The following is an 18523-nucleotide window of genomic DNA, read 5'->3' on the forward strand; positions in this document are numbered from 1 at the left end:
GGTTAGCTGTTTATAGCCTTTCATAAGCCCCTTCATCTTTGGTCGGATTGAAAAAAGCCTTGAACTATAGCAGCTAGCCCTTTTCAATCCAGTTGAAAATGAATTGCACTTATGTGTTGAATGTAAGAAATATAATAAATCACCCAAATGGTGGGAGCACTGTAGGGGCAGGCCTTGTGCCTGCCCGGATAACCCCGTGTCTATCCGGGCAACCACGGGGTTATCCGCCCCCCCTTGTGCCTGTCAGGGCAACCACAAGGGATTGGCCTGACAGTGAATAACCATCAAATCTAATTGATTTTTTTAGGTTTATGGGGGGGGGTTGGCGCTTGGAGCTTGAAACCGCCTTATTTAAAACTGATATGAACGAAATCCATATGAAACGCCTATTTTTTGCCCTTTGGCCGGACGATATGATTCGGCAGCAATGCGTAAAAATTACGCGGGCCATCAACAATGGCAAAATCAGGCCGGTTAACCCTGCCAACCTGCATGTGACGCTGTTATTCTTAGGCAACATAACTACTGATAAAGAAATTGCTTTTAGAGAAGAGGTGGCGATTATCCCAGTCCCTAAAATAACCCTTCGATTCGATCATCTCAACTTCTGGAAAAAGCCCGGTGTTTTATGTTTGACCGCAACTGACAACAGCCCAAAGTTAATGGCGCTGGTGGATAATTTAGCAATCGTAGCCAGAAAGCTGGATATTCCTATCGATGAACGTCCCTTCAAGCCGCACGTTACATTGGCCAAAAAGGCGAAGGAACCGATGACACTGGAATTTGAACCGATAATATGGCATTCCAAGTCCTTCTGTCTGGTTGAATCCTGCCCATTGTCAAACGGTGTCGAATACCGGATTATCGAACAGTGGGTAGCCAAATAACTCATAAACCCAAAAATAGTGGGCACTTAACCAGCTTTTTTGCTATAAACTACCACTTTCTTTATCCTAATATACATGAGGTAAAACAATGCCTTATCTAAAACTAAACACTAACGTGACTATCTCAAGCCAACAATCACCTAAATTGTTAAGTGAGCTTTCTAAACTAATGGCGCAAGAAACAGGGAAGCCGGAGCACTACGTTATGGTAGAGCTGATGGAAAATAAGGCGATGCTGTTTGCTGGCACTAACGGGCCGTTGGCTTACCTGGAATGTAAAAGCATTGGACTCAGCGCAAGCCAGGCAAAATCAATCTCTGCGGCTGTTAGCCAAATATTAAAAGATAGCCTGCAACTGAATGGCGACCGTATTTATATCGAGTTCAGCAATTGTCCAGGGGACTACTGGGGCTGGAATGGTTCAACCTTTGGATAGCGGGGGGGATTATCGAATTTCCCTCACCCAACCCTCTCCCTCTGGAGAGGGCTTATTTCCGACACTGTGAAGGTTTAGCCCTGTGTCGCATACAAGTTTTAGCCTTTATTGTCGCTTAATATTTGCCCCTTCTCCAGAGGGATGCCTACATGGATGTAGGTAGTAGGTGGAAAAATGCTCCTGCATTTTCCACATTCACCGCGTCCATGTGGCTTGGCAACGCAGGAGCAGTTCCCGAGAAGGCCGGGGGGATGAGGGGTTTAATATCACATGCTTATAGCCCTCTCCCAGTGGGAGAGGGTATTTTAATCAAAGCCGACGATCAGCTTTGATTAAATTGTCACACAATCTTCAATAAACAGTCACGCCGCTGTCACAAAAGAACCTTAATCTTCCCAATTGAAATCTAAATAGTTGGTGGACTCTTGGTTGTTCCGCTACGTCATCGTAGTCGGCCAGCCCAGGACTAGCCCTTGGGAGGACAATATGAAACTGCTTTATGCGATTCATAAGTACGATGTCTTTATGTTTTCCTGGCTCATCAATGCCAGCATCCATAACAGTTTGGCTAAGGTTTCCCGGTACGTGTCAAGAACGGGTGACGGGGAATTGTATATCCTGGTCATGGCCTTGCTGTATTGGCATGAAGGGTCGCGAAACGCGCCTTTGCAAGCTATCCTGTTGGCTTTTTCCATCGAAAGGCCAGCCTATTTTGTCCTAAAAAACGGCTTCAAGCGTAATAGGCCGGAGGCGGCATTAAAAAATTTCCACAGTTTTATCACGCCTTCAGACAAGTTCAGCTTCCCGTCAGGCCACACATCGGCAGCGTTCCTGATGGCGACCTTGCTAGGTCACTTTTTCCCTTATCTTTTGATACCGCTATGCTGCTGGGCCGGGTTAGTCGGTTTTTCCCGTGTAGCACTGGGCGTACATTTCCCCACTGACATACTGGTTGGCTGTGTCATGGGTATCACAATCGCATTTTTCAGCATAGGACAGATTATTTAATGCGTATTTTTTATGGTGTTCAAGGAACTGGCAACGGACATATCACCCGTGCCAGAGTGATGGCAAAAGAACTTTTTAAGGCAGGCATTGAGGTTGACTTCCAGTTTACGGGTCGTGCTTTCGACAAATATTTTGACATGGCGGTTTTTAATGGCCACCAACTGCGTCACGGGCTGACGTTTTCTGTCAATAAGGGACAAGTCAGCTACGTGAAAACGGTGTTGACTTCCAAACCCATTACTTTTGTAAAGGACGTAAAAAAGCTGGATTTAAGGGACTATGACCTGGTCATCAGCGACTTTGAGCCCGTTACGGCTTGGGCGGCAAAAGCCCAGGGCGTACCAGTCTTGGGTATCGGGCATCAGTACGCATTCAAACATAAGATACCCAGGGAAGGTTCTGATCCACTGGCTGAATTGGTCATGAAATTCTACGCGCCTGTGGACACCGGCGTGGGCCTACATTGGCATCATTTTGGGCAACCCGTGTTGCCGCCCATCATCGAAACCCACGAAGAATCAAAAGAGGCCGTAAAGAACAAAATCATTGTGTATCTTCCATTTGAAGATACCCGGGAAGTGATTGCGCATTTGTCACCTTTCAATCTGTTTGAATTTCACATCTATACCTCGGAAGTCGTGCCATCCAAAACTGCTAATATTATCTGCAAGCCCTTATCCCGTGAAGGGTTTCAACAAGACCTCATTGATTGTTCAGGCATCATCAGCAATGCCGGGTTTGAGCTTGCCAGTGAGGCATTGCAGATGGGGAAAAAAATCTTGGCAAAGCCCCTTCATGCCCAGATGGAACAAATCTCGAATGCGGCTGCATTACACCAGCTTGGATATGGGCACGTCATGAATGACATTAACGGAGCGGCGATTGACCACTGGTTGCATGATGCCCATGCTGTTAAGATTACTTACCCCAATACGGCAAAAATACTGGTTGAATGGATACAGGATGGTATGCCCGATATGGATATCGATTATGTTGAAAATATTTGGAACACGGTGGACATTAAGCATATCCACCATTAACTTCTATCCAAGGACTCGAATAAAAATCAAATAGCTCCTATTTGCCCTAAATTTGCAGCCTGCTTACACGTTTATTATCATGCTACCAACAAATTCTGTAGAAATTGACTTACTATTTGCCATGAAAGCAGATTTCAGTCTACATTATCCTTGTGCCTTATATTTGCTCTACGCAATCCCAAACATCCTGGATATTAAGAGAAAACATTCACCATCCTTAAATGAACAAGCCCGTAACACCCCCCACGAAATCAATAAGCGGCAACCACTCGAAGCCCAAGCGTAAGCCGCGCAAACGATCCATGCGAAAATCGGCAGTCACTGTTCCACCCCATAATTTCCGGCAAAAACTTCTGTTCGTCACGTCTGAAACGCTAGCCCTAGCCACCATAGCCATCTATGCAATCGTCGTCGTACTGGGGAATGCTGCAAATTGGTTTTCCGGCACCAGTTTTCTAGGCAGTTTACTGCCATTTGCGGCAGGCGTTATGGCGTTGATCCTGGCATCGTCAATTTTCCTCATTACCTGGTGGAAACTGCGTAGCTATTTAAAAAACCATTCACCCATGTTGATTCCTATGACTGCAATCGGCCTTGTTTTGGCGGTTGCATTGATTTCTGGGCAAGCACTGCCCACCCAGTCCATCGGCCAGTTCCGCACCTTGGTTGGCGGCAAGGAAGAAGCCAGCCGGGTCACTCTCAATCATCAAGTGTTCGCCGCTTACCGACGCTATAATTCAGCCAATTTGCACAAAATGATGCAACGGGCAGAACCTTATAATGCCGCGATTGCGGAGGCTGCTGCGGAATTTGACGTAGACCAAAACCTGCTGCAAGGAATTGCCGCAACCGAGTCTTCTTTCAAGCCCAGGGACAGTAATGATGGCGGTCACGGTTTATTCCAAATCACGGCGGTACCTAAATTCGTACTGGAAGAAGCCAAAGAACACTTGGACACTGATCGGTTATCTTTATTCGATCATCGACATAATGCCTTCATCGCCGCCGCCACCTTCAAGCATTATCTGGCAGAAATGAAGGATGATGTGTTTCTTGGCTTGCTTGCCTACAACATAGGCCCCGCTAGTGGCGGACTTCGCTTCATCATGAAAAAATACGGCGTGACTGATTTTATTACCATTCAACCTTATTTACAGTTACTGCCCCGCGATTATCCTATCCGGGTATTGTCTTATGCTTTGGCATTTCGACTTTGGCAAAAACAAGGTAAACTTCCCGCTTACGAAGAAGGCAATAACGCTATGCAAATACAACAGCTAGGCGTACCGGGCTTGCCTTAACAATTGCTTGGACGCTGTTTTCAATGATAATTGTTTCAGGTAGCCTTACGGCCTGATAAAACGCCCCTAACTTTTCGGTCAGTGTTTTGATTATTAGATTTTCTTTACTGCTGATATTGGGCTCGATTGCTAATTTTTTGCTGGCTATCGTTCTCGATCGGCTAACGATATCAAATCTTGCTGATCAAGCATCGCAACTTGGCTCGATGGTGTTGTTATGCGCTTTTTTCCTGCTATTGCTGGCTGGCTTAGGTTTGCTAGGCAAATTAATTACCGTTTCCCTTTACGATTATTTTTCCACCCGACAACGCATGGAACGAAGGTTGTTATTTTATACGAGCAGGATTAATCGCCTCAATCGGCTCTTCCAGTTTAAAAAAGCCCGCTTGCTGTATTTCAACCTACAAAAGCGCAAACACCTTCTAAAAAAGAACGGTCAAAAATCTGCGGCATCATGAAAACCTTAAAAGAACAGATTCATAATATTGTTAACCTTTTCCATTCGATCAAGGATAAAAACCTCCATTGGCAAGCTGCAAACCAGGATCAGCAGATAAAACTCTCGCACGCACGTATACTTGCCGAAAAAAACTTGGCAGCCAACATGGCCAAAAAAAGTGTGCTGTTGGCGCACGAAATTGCCTTGTTGAAAACGCGGCAACATGCCGAACTTGTCATGTTGAAAACCCGCTGCAAAGAAGATATCAAGGACTATCAGCAATACCTAGAATCTTTGAACCATCTCAAGCTGGCACTACAAACCAGCTACGCCCACCTTCCTGATGCAATCGCCCACACCATCCACCATCATGCAAAATCGCTATTGAACACGATGTGGGAGACGGAAGATTTGGAAGAAAAAATAAGGCACGAAGCCCAGCTAATTAAATTCATGACAACCGTGCATGAAGAAACCCGCCTTTACCGCACGGGTGCGCTAGGCGAAAAACTGCCTGAAAATACCTTGAAGTTAATTAATCAAGATAACAGCCAGTCTTTACCCACAAGCCTAAAGACTGATTCGATAAATCGATCTTTATCATAAACATAATAAATCTTGAGTTTAACCACCTCCTCAGAGACCTTGAAAATCTCAAGTGCATCCCCCATCCTTTCCCGTAATCGTAAGGAACGATACTTTCCAAGTTTAGTCATTCTCTTTAAGAATGGCCGACTATAGTTGACTGATTGTTAGCAACAAGCAAAATGGAAAGTGGCGTTTTTTATTTATCGTAAATCAGCTACTATTGTATGCGATGTTGAAGGCATACCCTCTTGCTGTAGGTGCTTGTGTTGCGATAAAACGAGAGAATTTTTGATGTGAGGTTATCAATAATGACAAAAGATACTTCTAAACCCGCCGGAAAACCTGACCCGCAGAACACTACAGAGATTGAACACGATGCTGGCGATATTTTCGAAGAAGGTGAATTTGTATCGCTCGCTGATGGCATTGAAAAAGAAACCATCAGGAGAGATGCCCGCAGAAAAATTGAAATTTATTGGGAAAAGAGACGTTTAAGAGAACAATTTGAAGACTTTGATGATTCTGAATTTGGTTTTTGAGCGGTCAGTTTTTAGTTCAGCCTTAACCTAGGGTAATAGAGGGTATTTGGCGACAGACCAAAGTTTAGCGAATGTAAAACAGTGGCCTGTCCCTGATCCATTCCCCCACAAAATATTATTTTTTACAAACTCTTATATAAAAAACAGTTTCCAGACAGAAGCAGAAAATAGATCTGCATCAATTTTTGACTATATCACGTACGGGCATAACACTTATTCAATTACCGGAAATCTGACAGTAGTTGGTTTATAGCCACCAACAATTGGCGCGGTGTCGTTTGTCGTACTGACTTGGTCAGAAGAATTGGCACTACCTTCCGCGAAACCACAGGGTGTCCCTGCACATTGGGTGGCCAACTCAGGCGTTGAAAACAACATGATGGACGGGCCATAGTAACTCATGATAGTGCCGAATTTACCATTTATCCCCCAAGCATAGGAGTAAGGATATTTGCCAGCAAAGCCGCTGTATTCACGATCATGAACATTGCCTAGACTGTGTCCAATCTCATGGGTAAAGATATTTGGCCCACAATAATAACTGGACAAGGCATCTTTTGAGTATCCATCCCCGATAGTACCGTAACCAAAATTTGGAATACCATTACCACCGTTAGCAAAACCAACATACGTCATTCCACAGCCATCGGAGGTTTGGGCATACAAAGGCCTGAACAACATCACTAAGTCGGCACCATATTGATTACGCACCGCTGCTGTACCTGCGAAAGCGCCACGATCATTGGCCAAATCATCCAGTGCTTGCGAATTGGCGTTATTCTCGACGTAACCGGTTGGGCGAGCGTGAACCAATCTCAGGCTCAAGTTGATTCCTGAATCTTTGTAAGCCTGATTGGAAACATCAACCAGATATTGAATGCGTTGTTTGGCGTAGTCGGCAGTTTGATTTGTTGTGGTATACAACACCATTAAATCGACAACCGTGGCAATGGCTGAGCCAGTTGTTGTGGAAGTACCTGACCCAGTTTTCGCCAATTGCGCGGCATAGGCAGCTTCAGCGGTTTTGGCGTTGGCTTCTGCGGCCTTAGCTTCAGCAAGTTTTTTGTTATAGTCCGCCAATAATGTAGCGACATTCTTTTGGGCACTATTGTTAGTTGAAACTGCTTTAGCCAAAGCTCTATGTGCGCTATTTAAAGTGGTAGCCGCAATTTTTACGTTGTTTTTTAAGGCTGAGCTTTTAGGTGATTTATTCAACATTGCCTGAGCAGTTGCAAGATTGGCTTTGGCTTTGGCGACCACTGCGTTGAGGTAGCTTACCTGGTTTTTGGTGTTGTTTGCGGCGGTTACCGCTTGCAAGTACTTGGTATATAAAGATTTAGCTTCCGCAGCTAAGGCATTGGCTTTTGTACGCGCAGAATCGGCTGCAGCCTTTAAGTCGGTGATAATATCATCTGCCGTTTTAACGCCTGCATCCATCAAAGCGTTGGCAGTGGGTTCGGCGTCGTCATTTTCAAAACCTGCAGATTGCAAACCTGATCTTTCGAGATCGACAATCACGGTTTGACCATCAACGGTTTCAATGTTGTAAGCGCCATCGGGTGTGTAAACATTACCTATCACACCTGTATCGCCTTGTGATAAGTAAACTCGATAGCCTTTGCCTTCCTCATCCAGATAGCCAATCCAGGTTGAACTACCATCGCCATGATCGACAAAATCATCGTGTTTTACTTTATATTGGCCGATAGGCAAATCTAATGTCAGGTCTTCCCCCACAGGGATACTGGCAAGTTCCTTTATTGGTAAATAAACATTCATTACAGAACCCGCATTAAAGTTTTTGTATTTGCCGGGCAATTTTTTAGAAAAATCGGGCTCAACCACGACGAGGCCTGTTTCTACCATCGGCGTTGTCACGTTATCATGTCCGCTACCGTTACGGCCAGTGATAACCACTGTTTTGATGAAGCCCCGGTCCATTTCAGTCGTGTAATTGTAGCCCTGCAGGAGTTGGATCAGCGCGCTTTTCCAATCATCAGCTGCGAGCTTCTGATTGATAACATCATTTTCAACAGCGTGATTGATTTTGAATGTAATTCCTGTACGGTTGGCTAATTGATTAGTTGCCGCCAACAAGGTTTTATTTTTTACGACATGGTAGATTTCGTGGGACTGTTCTTTGATCAGTGAAACTGTTTCGTTTGCCAATACACCGATTGAAAAAGTTGCAAGTATTGTCGCTGCTAAAAACGTTGTTTTTGGCTCTAATTTGTCTTTCATTTTTGCCACCATTGGATTTTGGACTTCAGCAAGCATATCAACATAACCAACTTGCTGAATGAGGAAAACTTTTTCGTTAATCTCCGTTTACTAAAGTTTGCACCGAAACCAATACAAAAATTATTACATAAACAGTATGGAACTACGTTACTATAACATTCTGTTAAAATTGTTTTTGTGAAGTAGTTCTAGCTTATTACTTTCCAATCAAAAAACTGCTGAATCGACCGAAAATTGCAAACGAGATAATTCTAAATCAGTTCACTTAAGCATCGCTTATCACGACCTAAAGCGAGTAAATGGTAGATACCGTACTGAATTTTTTGAGGCGCGACTTAACCTTTCCCCCGTGTACGTGTCCGGACAGGCGATTTTAGGGGCGCCGTTTCCAATGACTCAAATCGTTTTTCAATAAACTGAATAATCAGTCCGGCGATGTCTTTGCCGCTAACCTCTTCAATTCCACGTAGCCCAGGTGAAGAATTGACTTCCATAATCACGGCGCCATGATTGGAGCGGAGTATATCAACGCCACACACATTCAAACCCATACTTTTTGCCGTTCTTACGGCGGTGGAACGCTCTTCGGGTGTCAGCCGCACTAGAGAAGCAGACCCACCACGGTGTAAATTCGACCGAAATTCACCTTCACAGCCCTGCCGTTTCATCGCCGCGACCACCTTATCTCCGACCACGAAACAGCGAATATCGCTGCCGCCTGCTTCCTTGATAAACTCCTGAATCATGATGTTGGCCCTTAGCCCCATAAACGCCTGGATAACGCTTTCTGCGGCATTATGGGTCTCAGCCAACACCACGCCAATTCCCTGGGTGCCTTGCAATAATTTGATGACCAGCGGCGCACCGCCCACTTGAGTGATAAGGTCGGTAATATCATCGGGATTATTGGCAAATCCTGTCACCGGCAACCCTATGCCTTTTCTGGCAAGCAACTGCATTGAACGCAATTTATCGCGGGCGCGTGAAATCGCCACAGACTCATTCAACGGCAATACATTCATCATCTCAAACTGCCGTAACACGGCCGTACCGTAGAAAGTCACGGAAGCGCCTATTCGGGGTATAACAGCATCAAATCCCCTCAATGCTTCGCCCCGATAATGGATAGAAGGGTTATGCGAAGTAATATTCATATAACACCTTAAGACATCCAACACCCTGACCTCATGTCCGCGTTCTTCAGCGGCTTCGACTAAGCGTATGGTCGAATATAGTTTGGCATTGCGGGACAAAATTGCGATCTTCATTAATCAGCTATCAAACAAGAGTGCTAAAAGTCGCTTATTCTGGCATGAAATATGGCAAGCCGCATTAGAAAGAATCACTAGTCGATGGCTTAATTACTGATCCATGAAACTCTTGCATATCACAAAAGTAATCTGCATAAGAATATTTTCAGCTAAACTAATACTGCTTATTCCTTAATAAGCAAATCGATTTTTATTGAGTATTTCTCATAAACAGCCATGCCCGTTTTTGTTGCCCTTTGCCTTGTGTTGGCGCTTATTGTACAAACCGGAAGCCAGTTACAGCTTGCACTGGTCTCGCCCGTTGTTATTTACGGCGGTTTAACGATTGCGATAGTTACGATTATCGGTAGGTTTTTTAAGATTGTGCCTGAAAAAATCAGTTATGATATTTTTTCCAGCAGCATTTTATTGGCTTGGTTTGCTAACTGGAAACCGCTGTTCGTCAAAGATTCGCCCATTTTCTTTTTCTTTCCCGTTTATTTCGCATTGATCATTGCGTTTGCCGCCTTATTTTTCATCGGGCAGCGCCATAAAATTGATCGGGATAGCTTGCAACGCATGCAAGCTATCGTTGACTCAGGCGTTGTGCAGCCCTGGTTTGTGATGGTGTGCGTCTTGGTCACGCTTAATTTTGAAAAGCATTTTCTGCTATATCCGGTCATGATGACCTTACTGACCATACGATACGCTTTATCCGGCTGTCTTAAACCCAAATAGGCGCAAGGCACAGGGTTCAAGGTACAAAACAGCAGGCTTACGCCTTCAAGCCAAGACTATAAACCTTGTACCTATAGTGATTTTTTTAAATACTTCTCCGCAAAATTGGCTGCTGTCAAGGGCTGGTCGAAATAATAACCTTGAAAAACAGAACAGCCTTTCTGCTTTAAAGAAGCCAATTGTTCCGCTGTTTCCACACCTTCTGCGATAACCTGTATGTTCAAATGTTTTGCCATACCTATAATGGTTTCCACGATGACCGCGTCGCTGGAGTCGTTCAGGATATCCCTGACAAAGCCCCTATCAATTTTTAACACATCCAGCGGCAACTGTTTCAGATACACCAGGGAGGAGTAACCTGTGCCAAAATCGTCCACGGCAATTGAAACACCCAGAGATTTCAGGGCTTTCATTTTAGCAACGGTGTCTTCGATATCGACAATCATGACACTTTCGGTCAACTCAATACCCAAGCGAAAAGGCGCTATACCGGTGCTTTCAATCGCATGTTTGACTTGGCCAACGAAATCTTGTTGCCTGAACTGACGGGAACTTACATTGATCGACAGATAAGGTAGGATACCGAGGCCATCGTCTTCCCACATTTTAATCTGGCTGCAAGCCTCTATCAGCACCCATTTGCCTATGGTCAGGATGAGGTTACTTTCCTCGGCAACGGGAATAAAATCCGCTGGCGACAACCTGCCTTTAATCTTGTCTTCCCAACGTATTAAGGCCTCGGCACCTACCATATTGCCCTTTGCATCCATTAGCGGATGATAACAAAGGATAAACCGTCCCTGGTCGATGGCTCCTCTTAGGTCTTGCTCCAGGCTTAAACGCAAATCTGCGGCTTCCTGCATACTCGGCTGGAAAAAGCTGATGGCGTTCCGGCCACTGGATTTAGACCGGTACATGGCCGTATCCGCTTGCTGCAATACCTCATCGGGGCTTCCCTGGTCTTCAGGAAAAAGCGCGATACCCAGGCTGACGCCGATTTGATGCTGGTATTGATTCAATGCGAATGGGGTATTGAGTTGTTCGCGAATCTTTTCGGCAACAGTCATGGCATGGTCGGCGGCTGCGGCTAAGTTTTCCGAATTGGCATGCAACAAAACCACAAATTCATCGCCGCCTAAGCGGGCTGGCGTATCTTCCTCCCTAAGCACTGACGACAGGCGTTCTGCAACCTGTATCAATAATTCATCGCCTACCAAATGGCCTTGCGAATCATTCAGTATTTTAAAATGATCCAAATCAAGGTATAACACCGCGCCATATTGCTTGTGCCGTTTGGCAATGGCTAATTCCTGATCGAACCGGTCCAACAATAAGCGTCGGTTGGGCAGCTTAGTCAAGGGATCGTAAAAAGCCATACTATGAATCTTGTCTTCCGCATTTTTCTTTTCGGTAATATCCGAGAAAACAGACACATAGTGGCTCACTTCGCCTAGCTCATTCCTGACTGCGGTGACCGTTTGCCACTCTGGGTAAATCTCGCCATTCTTTCGGCGGTTCCAGATTTCGCCTTCAAATTTATCGTTGGATAACAGTTGTTCCCAATAATTTTCAAAAAACGCCTGGTCATGCCGCCCGGACTTCAAAAGCCTGGGATTCCCGCCAATAACTTGCTGGGGCGAAAAACCGGTGATCTGGGTAAATGCCTTGTTGACCCGCAAGATATTGGCATCCTTATCGGTAATCATGATGCCCTGCTGACTTTCGAAGGTATTGGCTGCCAGCCGTAATTGCTCTTCAGAATGCTTTTGGCGGGTGACATCGATCATAAAGCCGTACAACTCGGTAATCACGCCTGCGTCAACCACCAACGTCGCGACGTCGCGCAACCAGACCATATGGCCATCTGCGGCAATCATTCGATATTCCTGATCGAAACTGTGATTTCTCGTGCTGATAATGCCTTCCGCACAAACATTCAAGACGGTTTCCTTGTCATCCGCATGGATGTGCTTCTGCCAAAAATCAGGTTCTTCCAGCCAAGGTTTGACAGGGTATCCTAAAATACTAACCGCTTCGTCGCTGACAAATAAAAATCTGAAAGTCACTGGATCGGCCCGCCACACAATCGCCGATTGGGTTTGCACCAATTTCCTGAATTGCCGCTCCCGCGCCGCCAATTTGAGGTTGCTGCGCCTGAGCTCCAGGGTACGTTTATCCACTTGGCTAGCAACCGATTCAGTATGCCCGGTCAACACCAACAAACCGATACTCACGAATCCGGTCAGAAACATCCCTCCCATCAATAATTGCCAGGGAGACCAAGAATAATGCTCGACCAGGAAGTTTTTGTCCGGCATAACTTGCAAAAACCAGCGCTGATTACCGAAGTTTACTGTTTCCAGTTTGGTAAGCCCGAAAGGATCGGCGGTTTCTTGGCCATCATTTAATCCAAAAATGGATATGAACTTGGGATTGCTGACATCATCCATCAGTTTAACAGCGATATGTTTGTAATTGCCTCGACGCATTGCGCCATGCAGGGATTCTTTGATATCAAAAACACCGACCACTACTCCTTTAACGCACTCACAGGTATTAAGCCCCGTTTCGTAGCTAGGCACTGCAATCAGGTATTGTTGTTTGCCCATTAGCATAGCAATAACATCCTGTTTGATATTCAGCGTATTGACTAACTCAGGAATTGAATTAAAACCGCCTGAAGGGCTGCTCTCAATAGACTCAGCAAACTGTCTGACGAAACGGTAACCTTCATTAATTTTTACAGCCTTCAACCACTCAATATGAACCATATCGAGATGTTGTTTTAAATCCGTTTGTGCACTAATACGAAAATAAGTCTCGTTTGACATCTTCCCCAGTGCAGTCATGTCTTTGAAACTGCCCAAGGTAGATAACTGAATCAGAAATTCATCCTGCAAGCCGTTTTTGACTGATTCCGTCTGATTGCCGATAATCTTATCTAACCGTTCCAACTCCTTGCTCTGGGCATATAAATAACCCATCGCGACCACCAGAAAAACAACAGTTAACGGCACTCCCAGAGAAAACAACCGCTGCCGCCATATCCGGTGCGACTTATTAAAAACCACGAAAAACAAGGGGGTAAAAACGGCAATACCAGAGCAGTCCCCCACCCATCCGGCCAAAAAAGTGAACACGAGGTCTTGTTCGGTAATGGCATCAGTTAAAAGCAATACCGTTACACCAAACACCGCAGGAACAAAAGTGGCAACTGGGCCTGCTAAAAAAAAGAACAGTAAGATTGACCGTAACGAAACCAGCTCGTTAGGAAAGTCAGCGAACCGTTTGACGAGAAGGCAGCCTAACCAGGATCGTAGGGCATTGCTCAGTGGACTAAGAAAAAAAATAAGTTGCTTGAATGGCGTATCCGCTGTGTAAAACGCCTCATAATTAAGCAACAGATCAGCCAGATAGATGCCGGGCAGCGCCGCATAACCCCATAGCAGCATAGCGCCTAGCCCGATTCCCGCAGGTGGCCAAACAGCGCCAACATGGCCCTGAGACCACGTCAAAGGGAATGTTAACCAGCCTGCCGCATAAAACAACAGTGTGGTTAACACAATATACCGCCAATTATTCAACCAACTATCGTGCGGCTTAGCCATAGGCATGATTAAATTTCAATACTCATCCCATCAAGTTAAACATTACAACTCGTCATCTCGGCAGGGATTGGATTGCCGAGATCCAGAAGCCATGGATTGGCAATGCCAGATATTGCCATACACTTTTTAGTCACATGGAACCCTTAATTTAGCTGTTTTTCGCATCCCTGTGTCCTGGATTCCGGCGACCATCCATGGATGGGGGAAGTGCGGAAGAAGATATGGAATCCACTCCGCCAATCCATGCCGGAATGACGGCGATAAGACTTGTGTAGTTACCTACGCTCCAAGAAATGAGCATCAAAAAATCTTACGCACGATAAGCGTTTTAAATAGCATTAGCGAAACACCCCGATTATTTATCGGATGAACACCCTAAAAACACACCTTTACCAATAATGATCCCCACTTGATTATATATGAAATAGCCAATTCCCAAGTCACTTTGTCTTTGACATGTGCCCCTGCTCCCTTCTTTGAAAACAAAATAATTTGTCACCTGTCCCCTCAGCAATTTGATTTAGCAAGTAAGGGTACGAAATAGAGACTAACCCTGTAAAATGCTTGTTTTTTGCCATCAAGAAAGCACATGCGCACTTCCCAATTCCCGCTCAATACCGTTAAAGAAATTCCTGCCGATGCCGTCGTTGTCAGCCATCAATTGATGATACGGGCGGGACTTATCCGTAAACTGGCAACCGGGCTTTACACCTGGTTACCTTTAGGCCTGAGGGTACTGAGAAAAGTTGAAGCGATTGTCCGGGAAGAAATGGATAAAGCTGGCGCCCTTGAGGTGCTGATGCCCGCTCTGCAACCGGCAGAGCTATGGCAAGAAACAGGACGTTGGGAGAAATACGGCCCTGAACTTGTTCGCCTGAAAGACCGTCATGACCGCGATTTTTGTCTGGGGCCTACGCATGAAGAAATTATTACCGATCTGGCGCGTAACGAAATCAAAAGTTACAAGCAATTGCCCATCACGTATTATCAAATCCAGACTAAATTTCGTGATGAAATCCGCCCTCGTTTTGGCGTGATGCGCTGCCGAGAATTTATTATGAAGGATGCTTATTCCTTTCACTTAAGCCAGGAATCCCTCCAGGATACCTATGACCTCATGCACCAGGCTTATACCACCGTCTTCACCCGTTTTGGCTTGAAGTTTCGCGCCGTAATCGCGGACTCCGGTTCTATCGGCGGCGCAGTGTCACACGAGTTTCATGTCTTGGCTGAATCTGGCGAAGACGCAATCGCGTTCTCCGATGGCAGCGATTACGCCGCCAACATCGAGAAAGCCGAAGCGGTCATGCCGAGTGACAACCGCACTGCGGCTAACGTCGAGCTCAAAAAAGTCAGCACACCTGGGCAACATAGTATTGAAGCCGTCAGCCAATTTTTAAATATTCCTACCCAGCAATGTCTCAAAACCCTGATAGTCAGGGGCGACGATGACAATCTGGTTGCCCTGCTGTTGAGGGGCGATCACGTACTGAACCCTATCAAAGCGGAAAAAATTGCCGGTATTGCCTCACCGCTCACTTTTGCCAGCGATGCCGAAATTCTCCAGAGCTGTCACTGCAATCCCGGTTCAATTGGCCCTACCAATCTAACGATGAAAATCATTGTCGATCGCAGTGTCTCATCAATGGCTAATTTTGTTTGTGGCGCCAATCAGGATGGACAGCATTTCACTGGAGTAAACTGGGAACGCGATTTACCCGTACCAGCACAAATTGAAGACATTCGCATTGTAGTTGAAGGTGACAACAGCCCGGATGGTCAAGGTAAAATCCACATAGCACGGGGCATTGAAGTCGGACACATTTTCCAGCTAGGCACAAAATACAGCGAGGCAATGAAAGCCGGGATTATCAACGAGGAAGGCAAAAACCAGACGATGGTTATGGGCTGTTACGGGATCGGCATTTCCCGCGTTGTCGCCTCAAGCATTGAGCAAAATCACGACACAAGAGGCATTATCTGGCCTGCAAGCCTCGCGCCTTTTCAAGCAGCCCTTTGTCCCATGAATATGCACAAATCAGGACGACTAAAAACTGCCGCAGAACAGTTATATATGGACATGCTGAAAGCAGGTATCGATGTGTTGTTCGATGACCGTAAAGTACGTGCAGGCTTCATGTTTTCTGATATGGAACTGATAGGGATACCGCATTGCATCATCATCAGCGATCGAGGAATGGAAGCGGGTTTTGTTGAATATAAATCAAGGACTGAGCAGCAAAATGAAGAAATTCCTTTAGACCAGATCATGGATTTTTTGCGGACTAAACTTGCTCAAAACGCGGTTTAGCTTGTTTTTGTAGAATTAACACAAAAACAATCAGTTGGGTTTGATGTCGTAGGGGTAGTCCCTTCGACCGCCAAAGATGGTGGAAAGTGCCACGGCGGGTATGGAACCCGCGCTGTAGTGGTTGCCCAGGCAGGCACAAAGCCTGCCCCTACACGCTCACACCATTTAGGTGAGCAGCACTGAATACAAGCCAATAGATCAATAACTAGGCTAATGCCTAATATGTGTAAAAGTCTGAATGTGATCTCACATGTTCAGAAATAAGTTTTGAACTTTACTTACACTGTAAAAAGGAATAGTTCACTAATTGATCGGCTCAAACCGGCCATCAAGAGACAGTCACCTGTTTACTTTGTGTGGCTGCTCAACCTTGAAAAGCTGACAATCGTTAAGCAAATTACTGGGAAAAGTGGCCAGTCGAACGTAAAGCTAACCGGGCGGGCCGTTCACGGACAGTAAACGAAGCCACCCAAGCTTAGATAAAAAACAAACCTGCAAAACCGCCACGAAACGGCACGTCCCTTTGAGCGCCATGTTAGACCGGATTCATGATTGCAAGACTTGTCCCCATTCTTTTTTGCTACTTCCTGCGCACCGCCATAGCGTGGATGTCCGCTCGCTCAATGCCTGATGCGTCGACGTTGCTCACGGGTGCGATTCCGAAGAAGCGGCCGTCACGCCCCCCACGCTTTACCTTGATCACGCCGACCCCGGGCGTGCTTCCCGTGCTGACGTGGGGGTCTGCCGTGAGTGGGTTCGGCCCGCGCAGCGACATATAGACACGGGTTCCCTGCGGCGACGGGAAGAGGAGATCAGGGGTCGGGTCGTTGCTTGCATCGCCAATCAGATTGATACGGTTCACGATCACGTCCCTCGACGTATCCACCACGAAGAGAAAGTTTCGGCCCCGGTCGGCCACCCAAAGGAACCGCCCATGATGGACGACTGTCGCACCGTGGGTGTCGGCATCCTCGACATCTTCACTGAAGATCAACTTGGGGGCTGGCGTATTGGGCGGATTGGCCGGCGAGTACGCAGTCAGTGGTAGCGCGTAGAGGTCTGCTTCAAAGAGGTTCGAAGGGGTGCCGCCACCCGAGTCAATATACATCTTTCCCGCAGTCTCGGCACCGAGGCAACCATTCGGATGGATAGTGTCGCGATCGTACTCGGCGACGATCTGCATGGGCGTGGATTTGCTGTCTACGACAAAGAGGCCACCGCCCCGCAGGGTCACGAACGAGAGCTGGCTAGTGGAGTCGATGATCGGACAGATGGGCGCATTGTCGTTCCGGACTCCCGGAAGCTCGCAAGGTACGCCGTTTGGCGTCGTGCATGTCAGCAGGTTGATAGTGGCCGCCGGATTCAGGACGAACGTGTTTGTCGCGTAGTCCGTGTCGATTCGTTCGAACAGCTTTCCGTTCTGGTTCGCTACCGCGACGTAGGTCTGATCCGGCGACGGGATGGCAAAGTGGGCCTGGCGGGCGCCTCCCGCTCCGGGTGAAGTCCGGATGCACGCGAGCGGCGTCCGTGTGCTTGCGTCCAGAAAGACAACGTGGCCGGTTGCGACGAAGGAGACAATTGCATGGGTCTGATCCGCATTGAAAGCGAGCATATGCGGGCGTACGGGGGCAACGCCCGTTCCAGTGAGGCAGAGGTCACTTACGGTCTCCGAGAGGTCGATCACCTCAGGAGTGGCACTCTCTGGCTGGGACTCGATCTCGTTTCCTTGCCAGATGAAAATCCGGCCCCCGAAGGTCTTGCCCGGGGAGTTTGACTGGTCAATCGCCCACACCTCGTGCGGGCTGTCAGCTAAAGCTGGGGAGGCACTCCCCAGCATGAGGAGCAGAACGAGGGCTGTGAGTAGATTCATTCGGCGCATTAGTAGACGAGAAGAGCGTATGCTTGTGTTTAGGCGATAATATTTCATTTCATTTCTCCCATACAGTATGCTCAAGATCAAACGTGATGATCTATCTGCTTGACATGCTAGCGCAGCCATGGCCCAAAGACCGGAGTGGCACTAACGTAAAGCTAACCGGGCGCGGCATGGGAAGCTAAAAAATAAAACCGTCTTATAACCGCGCTCCGGTTGAGCGCCATGTTAGGCTACATTCAATAATTTACTTGCTAAATTCCT

The 18523-nt window shown here is 46.6% G+C and carries 15 protein-coding genes; 11 read left to right on the forward strand and 4 right to left on the reverse strand.

Annotated features, from left to right (window positions below; translation table 11 throughout):
• The first annotated feature begins 362 nt into the window (after positions 1 to 362).
• From thpR to ACLQ6D_RS07350, 9 genes are all read left to right on the forward strand, one after another.
• On the forward strand, positions 363 to 887 hold the full coding sequence (gene thpR / locus ACLQ6D_RS07310; protein WP_411726629.1) for an RNA 2',3'-cyclic phosphodiesterase: 525 nt from the start codon (positions 363 to 365) through the stop codon (positions 885 to 887).
• An 88-nt stretch (positions 888 to 975) separates the two neighbouring features.
• Positions 976 to 1323 carry a phenylpyruvate tautomerase MIF-related protein gene (locus tag ACLQ6D_RS07315; protein ID WP_411726630.1) on the forward strand — a complete coding sequence of 116 codons (348 nt, stop codon included), beginning with the start codon at positions 976 to 978 and terminating at the stop codon, positions 1321 to 1323.
• A 486-nt stretch (positions 1324 to 1809) separates the two neighbouring features.
• Positions 1810 to 2331: a phosphatase PAP2 family protein gene (locus ACLQ6D_RS07320; RefSeq protein ID WP_411726631.1), complete on the forward strand. Its 522-nt coding sequence runs from the start codon at positions 1810 to 1812 to the stop codon at positions 2329 to 2331.
• Positions 2331 to 3371 carry an MJ1255/VC2487 family glycosyltransferase gene (locus ACLQ6D_RS07325; RefSeq protein ID WP_411726632.1) on the forward strand — a complete coding sequence of 347 codons (1041 nt, stop codon included), beginning with the start codon at positions 2331 to 2333 and terminating at the stop codon, positions 3369 to 3371. The genes ACLQ6D_RS07320 and ACLQ6D_RS07325 overlap by 1 nt, the downstream gene beginning before the upstream one ends.
• Before the next feature lie 121 nt (positions 3372 to 3492).
• Positions 3493 to 3657, forward strand: coding sequence for a hypothetical protein (locus ACLQ6D_RS07330; RefSeq protein WP_411726633.1), 165 nt, complete (start codon positions 3493 to 3495; stop codon positions 3655 to 3657).
• Positions 3658 to 3673: 16 nt separating this feature from the next.
• Positions 3674 to 4672 (forward strand): transglycosylase SLT domain-containing protein, encoded by a 999-nt coding sequence (locus ACLQ6D_RS07335; protein ID WP_411726634.1) that lies wholly within the window; start codon positions 3674 to 3676, stop codon positions 4670 to 4672.
• Positions 4673 to 4758: 86 nt separating this feature from the next.
• Positions 4759 to 5130, forward strand: a complete 372-nt coding sequence (locus ACLQ6D_RS07340; protein WP_411726635.1) for a hypothetical protein — start codon at positions 4759 to 4761, stop codon at positions 5128 to 5130.
• Positions 5127 to 5717: a hypothetical protein gene (locus tag ACLQ6D_RS07345; protein ID WP_411726636.1), complete on the forward strand. Its 591-nt coding sequence runs from the start codon at positions 5127 to 5129 to the stop codon at positions 5715 to 5717. The genes ACLQ6D_RS07340 and ACLQ6D_RS07345 overlap by 4 nt, the downstream gene beginning before the upstream one ends.
• A gap of 290 nt (positions 5718 to 6007) precedes the next feature.
• Positions 6008 to 6238 (forward strand): PA3496 family putative envelope integrity protein, encoded by a 231-nt coding sequence (locus ACLQ6D_RS07350; protein WP_411726637.1) that lies wholly within the window; start codon positions 6008 to 6010, stop codon positions 6236 to 6238.
• Between the two features lie 213 nt (positions 6239 to 6451).
• Here the strand turns inward: ACLQ6D_RS07350 and ACLQ6D_RS07355 are convergent, their stop codons facing one another.
• Together ACLQ6D_RS07355 and rimK are read right to left on the reverse strand one after the other, a co-directional pair.
• On the reverse strand, positions 6452 to 8479 hold the full coding sequence (locus ACLQ6D_RS07355) for a reprolysin-like metallopeptidase (protein ID WP_411726638.1): 2028 nt from the start codon (positions 8477 to 8479) through the stop codon (positions 6452 to 6454).
• A gap of 335 nt (positions 8480 to 8814) precedes the next feature.
• Positions 8815 to 9747, reverse strand: a complete 933-nt coding sequence (gene rimK / locus ACLQ6D_RS07360; RefSeq protein WP_411726639.1) for a 30S ribosomal protein S6--L-glutamate ligase — start codon at positions 9745 to 9747, stop codon at positions 8815 to 8817.
• Between the two features lie 246 nt (positions 9748 to 9993).
• On the opposite strand from rimK, the gene ACLQ6D_RS07365 reads away from it, so the two are divergent.
• Positions 9994 to 10467 (forward strand): hypothetical protein, encoded by a 474-nt coding sequence (locus tag ACLQ6D_RS07365; RefSeq protein ID WP_411726640.1) that lies wholly within the window; start codon positions 9994 to 9996, stop codon positions 10465 to 10467.
• 71 nt (positions 10468 to 10538) lie between these two features.
• On the opposite strand, the gene ACLQ6D_RS07370 is transcribed toward ACLQ6D_RS07365, so the two are convergent.
• Positions 10539 to 14030, reverse strand: a complete 3492-nt coding sequence (locus tag ACLQ6D_RS07370; protein WP_411726641.1) for an EAL domain-containing protein — start codon at positions 14028 to 14030, stop codon at positions 10539 to 10541.
• 634 nt (positions 14031 to 14664) lie between these two features.
• On the opposite strand from ACLQ6D_RS07370, the gene ACLQ6D_RS07375 reads away from it, so the two are divergent.
• Complete coding sequence (locus ACLQ6D_RS07375; protein WP_411726642.1) at positions 14665 to 16386, forward strand: proline--tRNA ligase; 1722 nt, start codon at positions 14665 to 14667, stop codon at positions 16384 to 16386.
• Positions 16387 to 16966: 580 nt separating this feature from the next.
• On the opposite strand, the gene ACLQ6D_RS07380 is transcribed toward ACLQ6D_RS07375, so the two are convergent.
• Positions 16967 to 18313, reverse strand: coding sequence for a hypothetical protein (locus ACLQ6D_RS07380; RefSeq protein WP_411726643.1), 1347 nt, complete (start codon positions 18311 to 18313; stop codon positions 16967 to 16969).
• Positions 18314 to 18523: the final 210 nt, after the last annotated feature.

The sequence above is a fragment of the Methyloglobulus sp. genome, assembly GCF_046714055.1.
Classification (GTDB): domain Bacteria; phylum Pseudomonadota; class Gammaproteobacteria; order Methylococcales; family Methylomonadaceae; genus Methyloglobulus.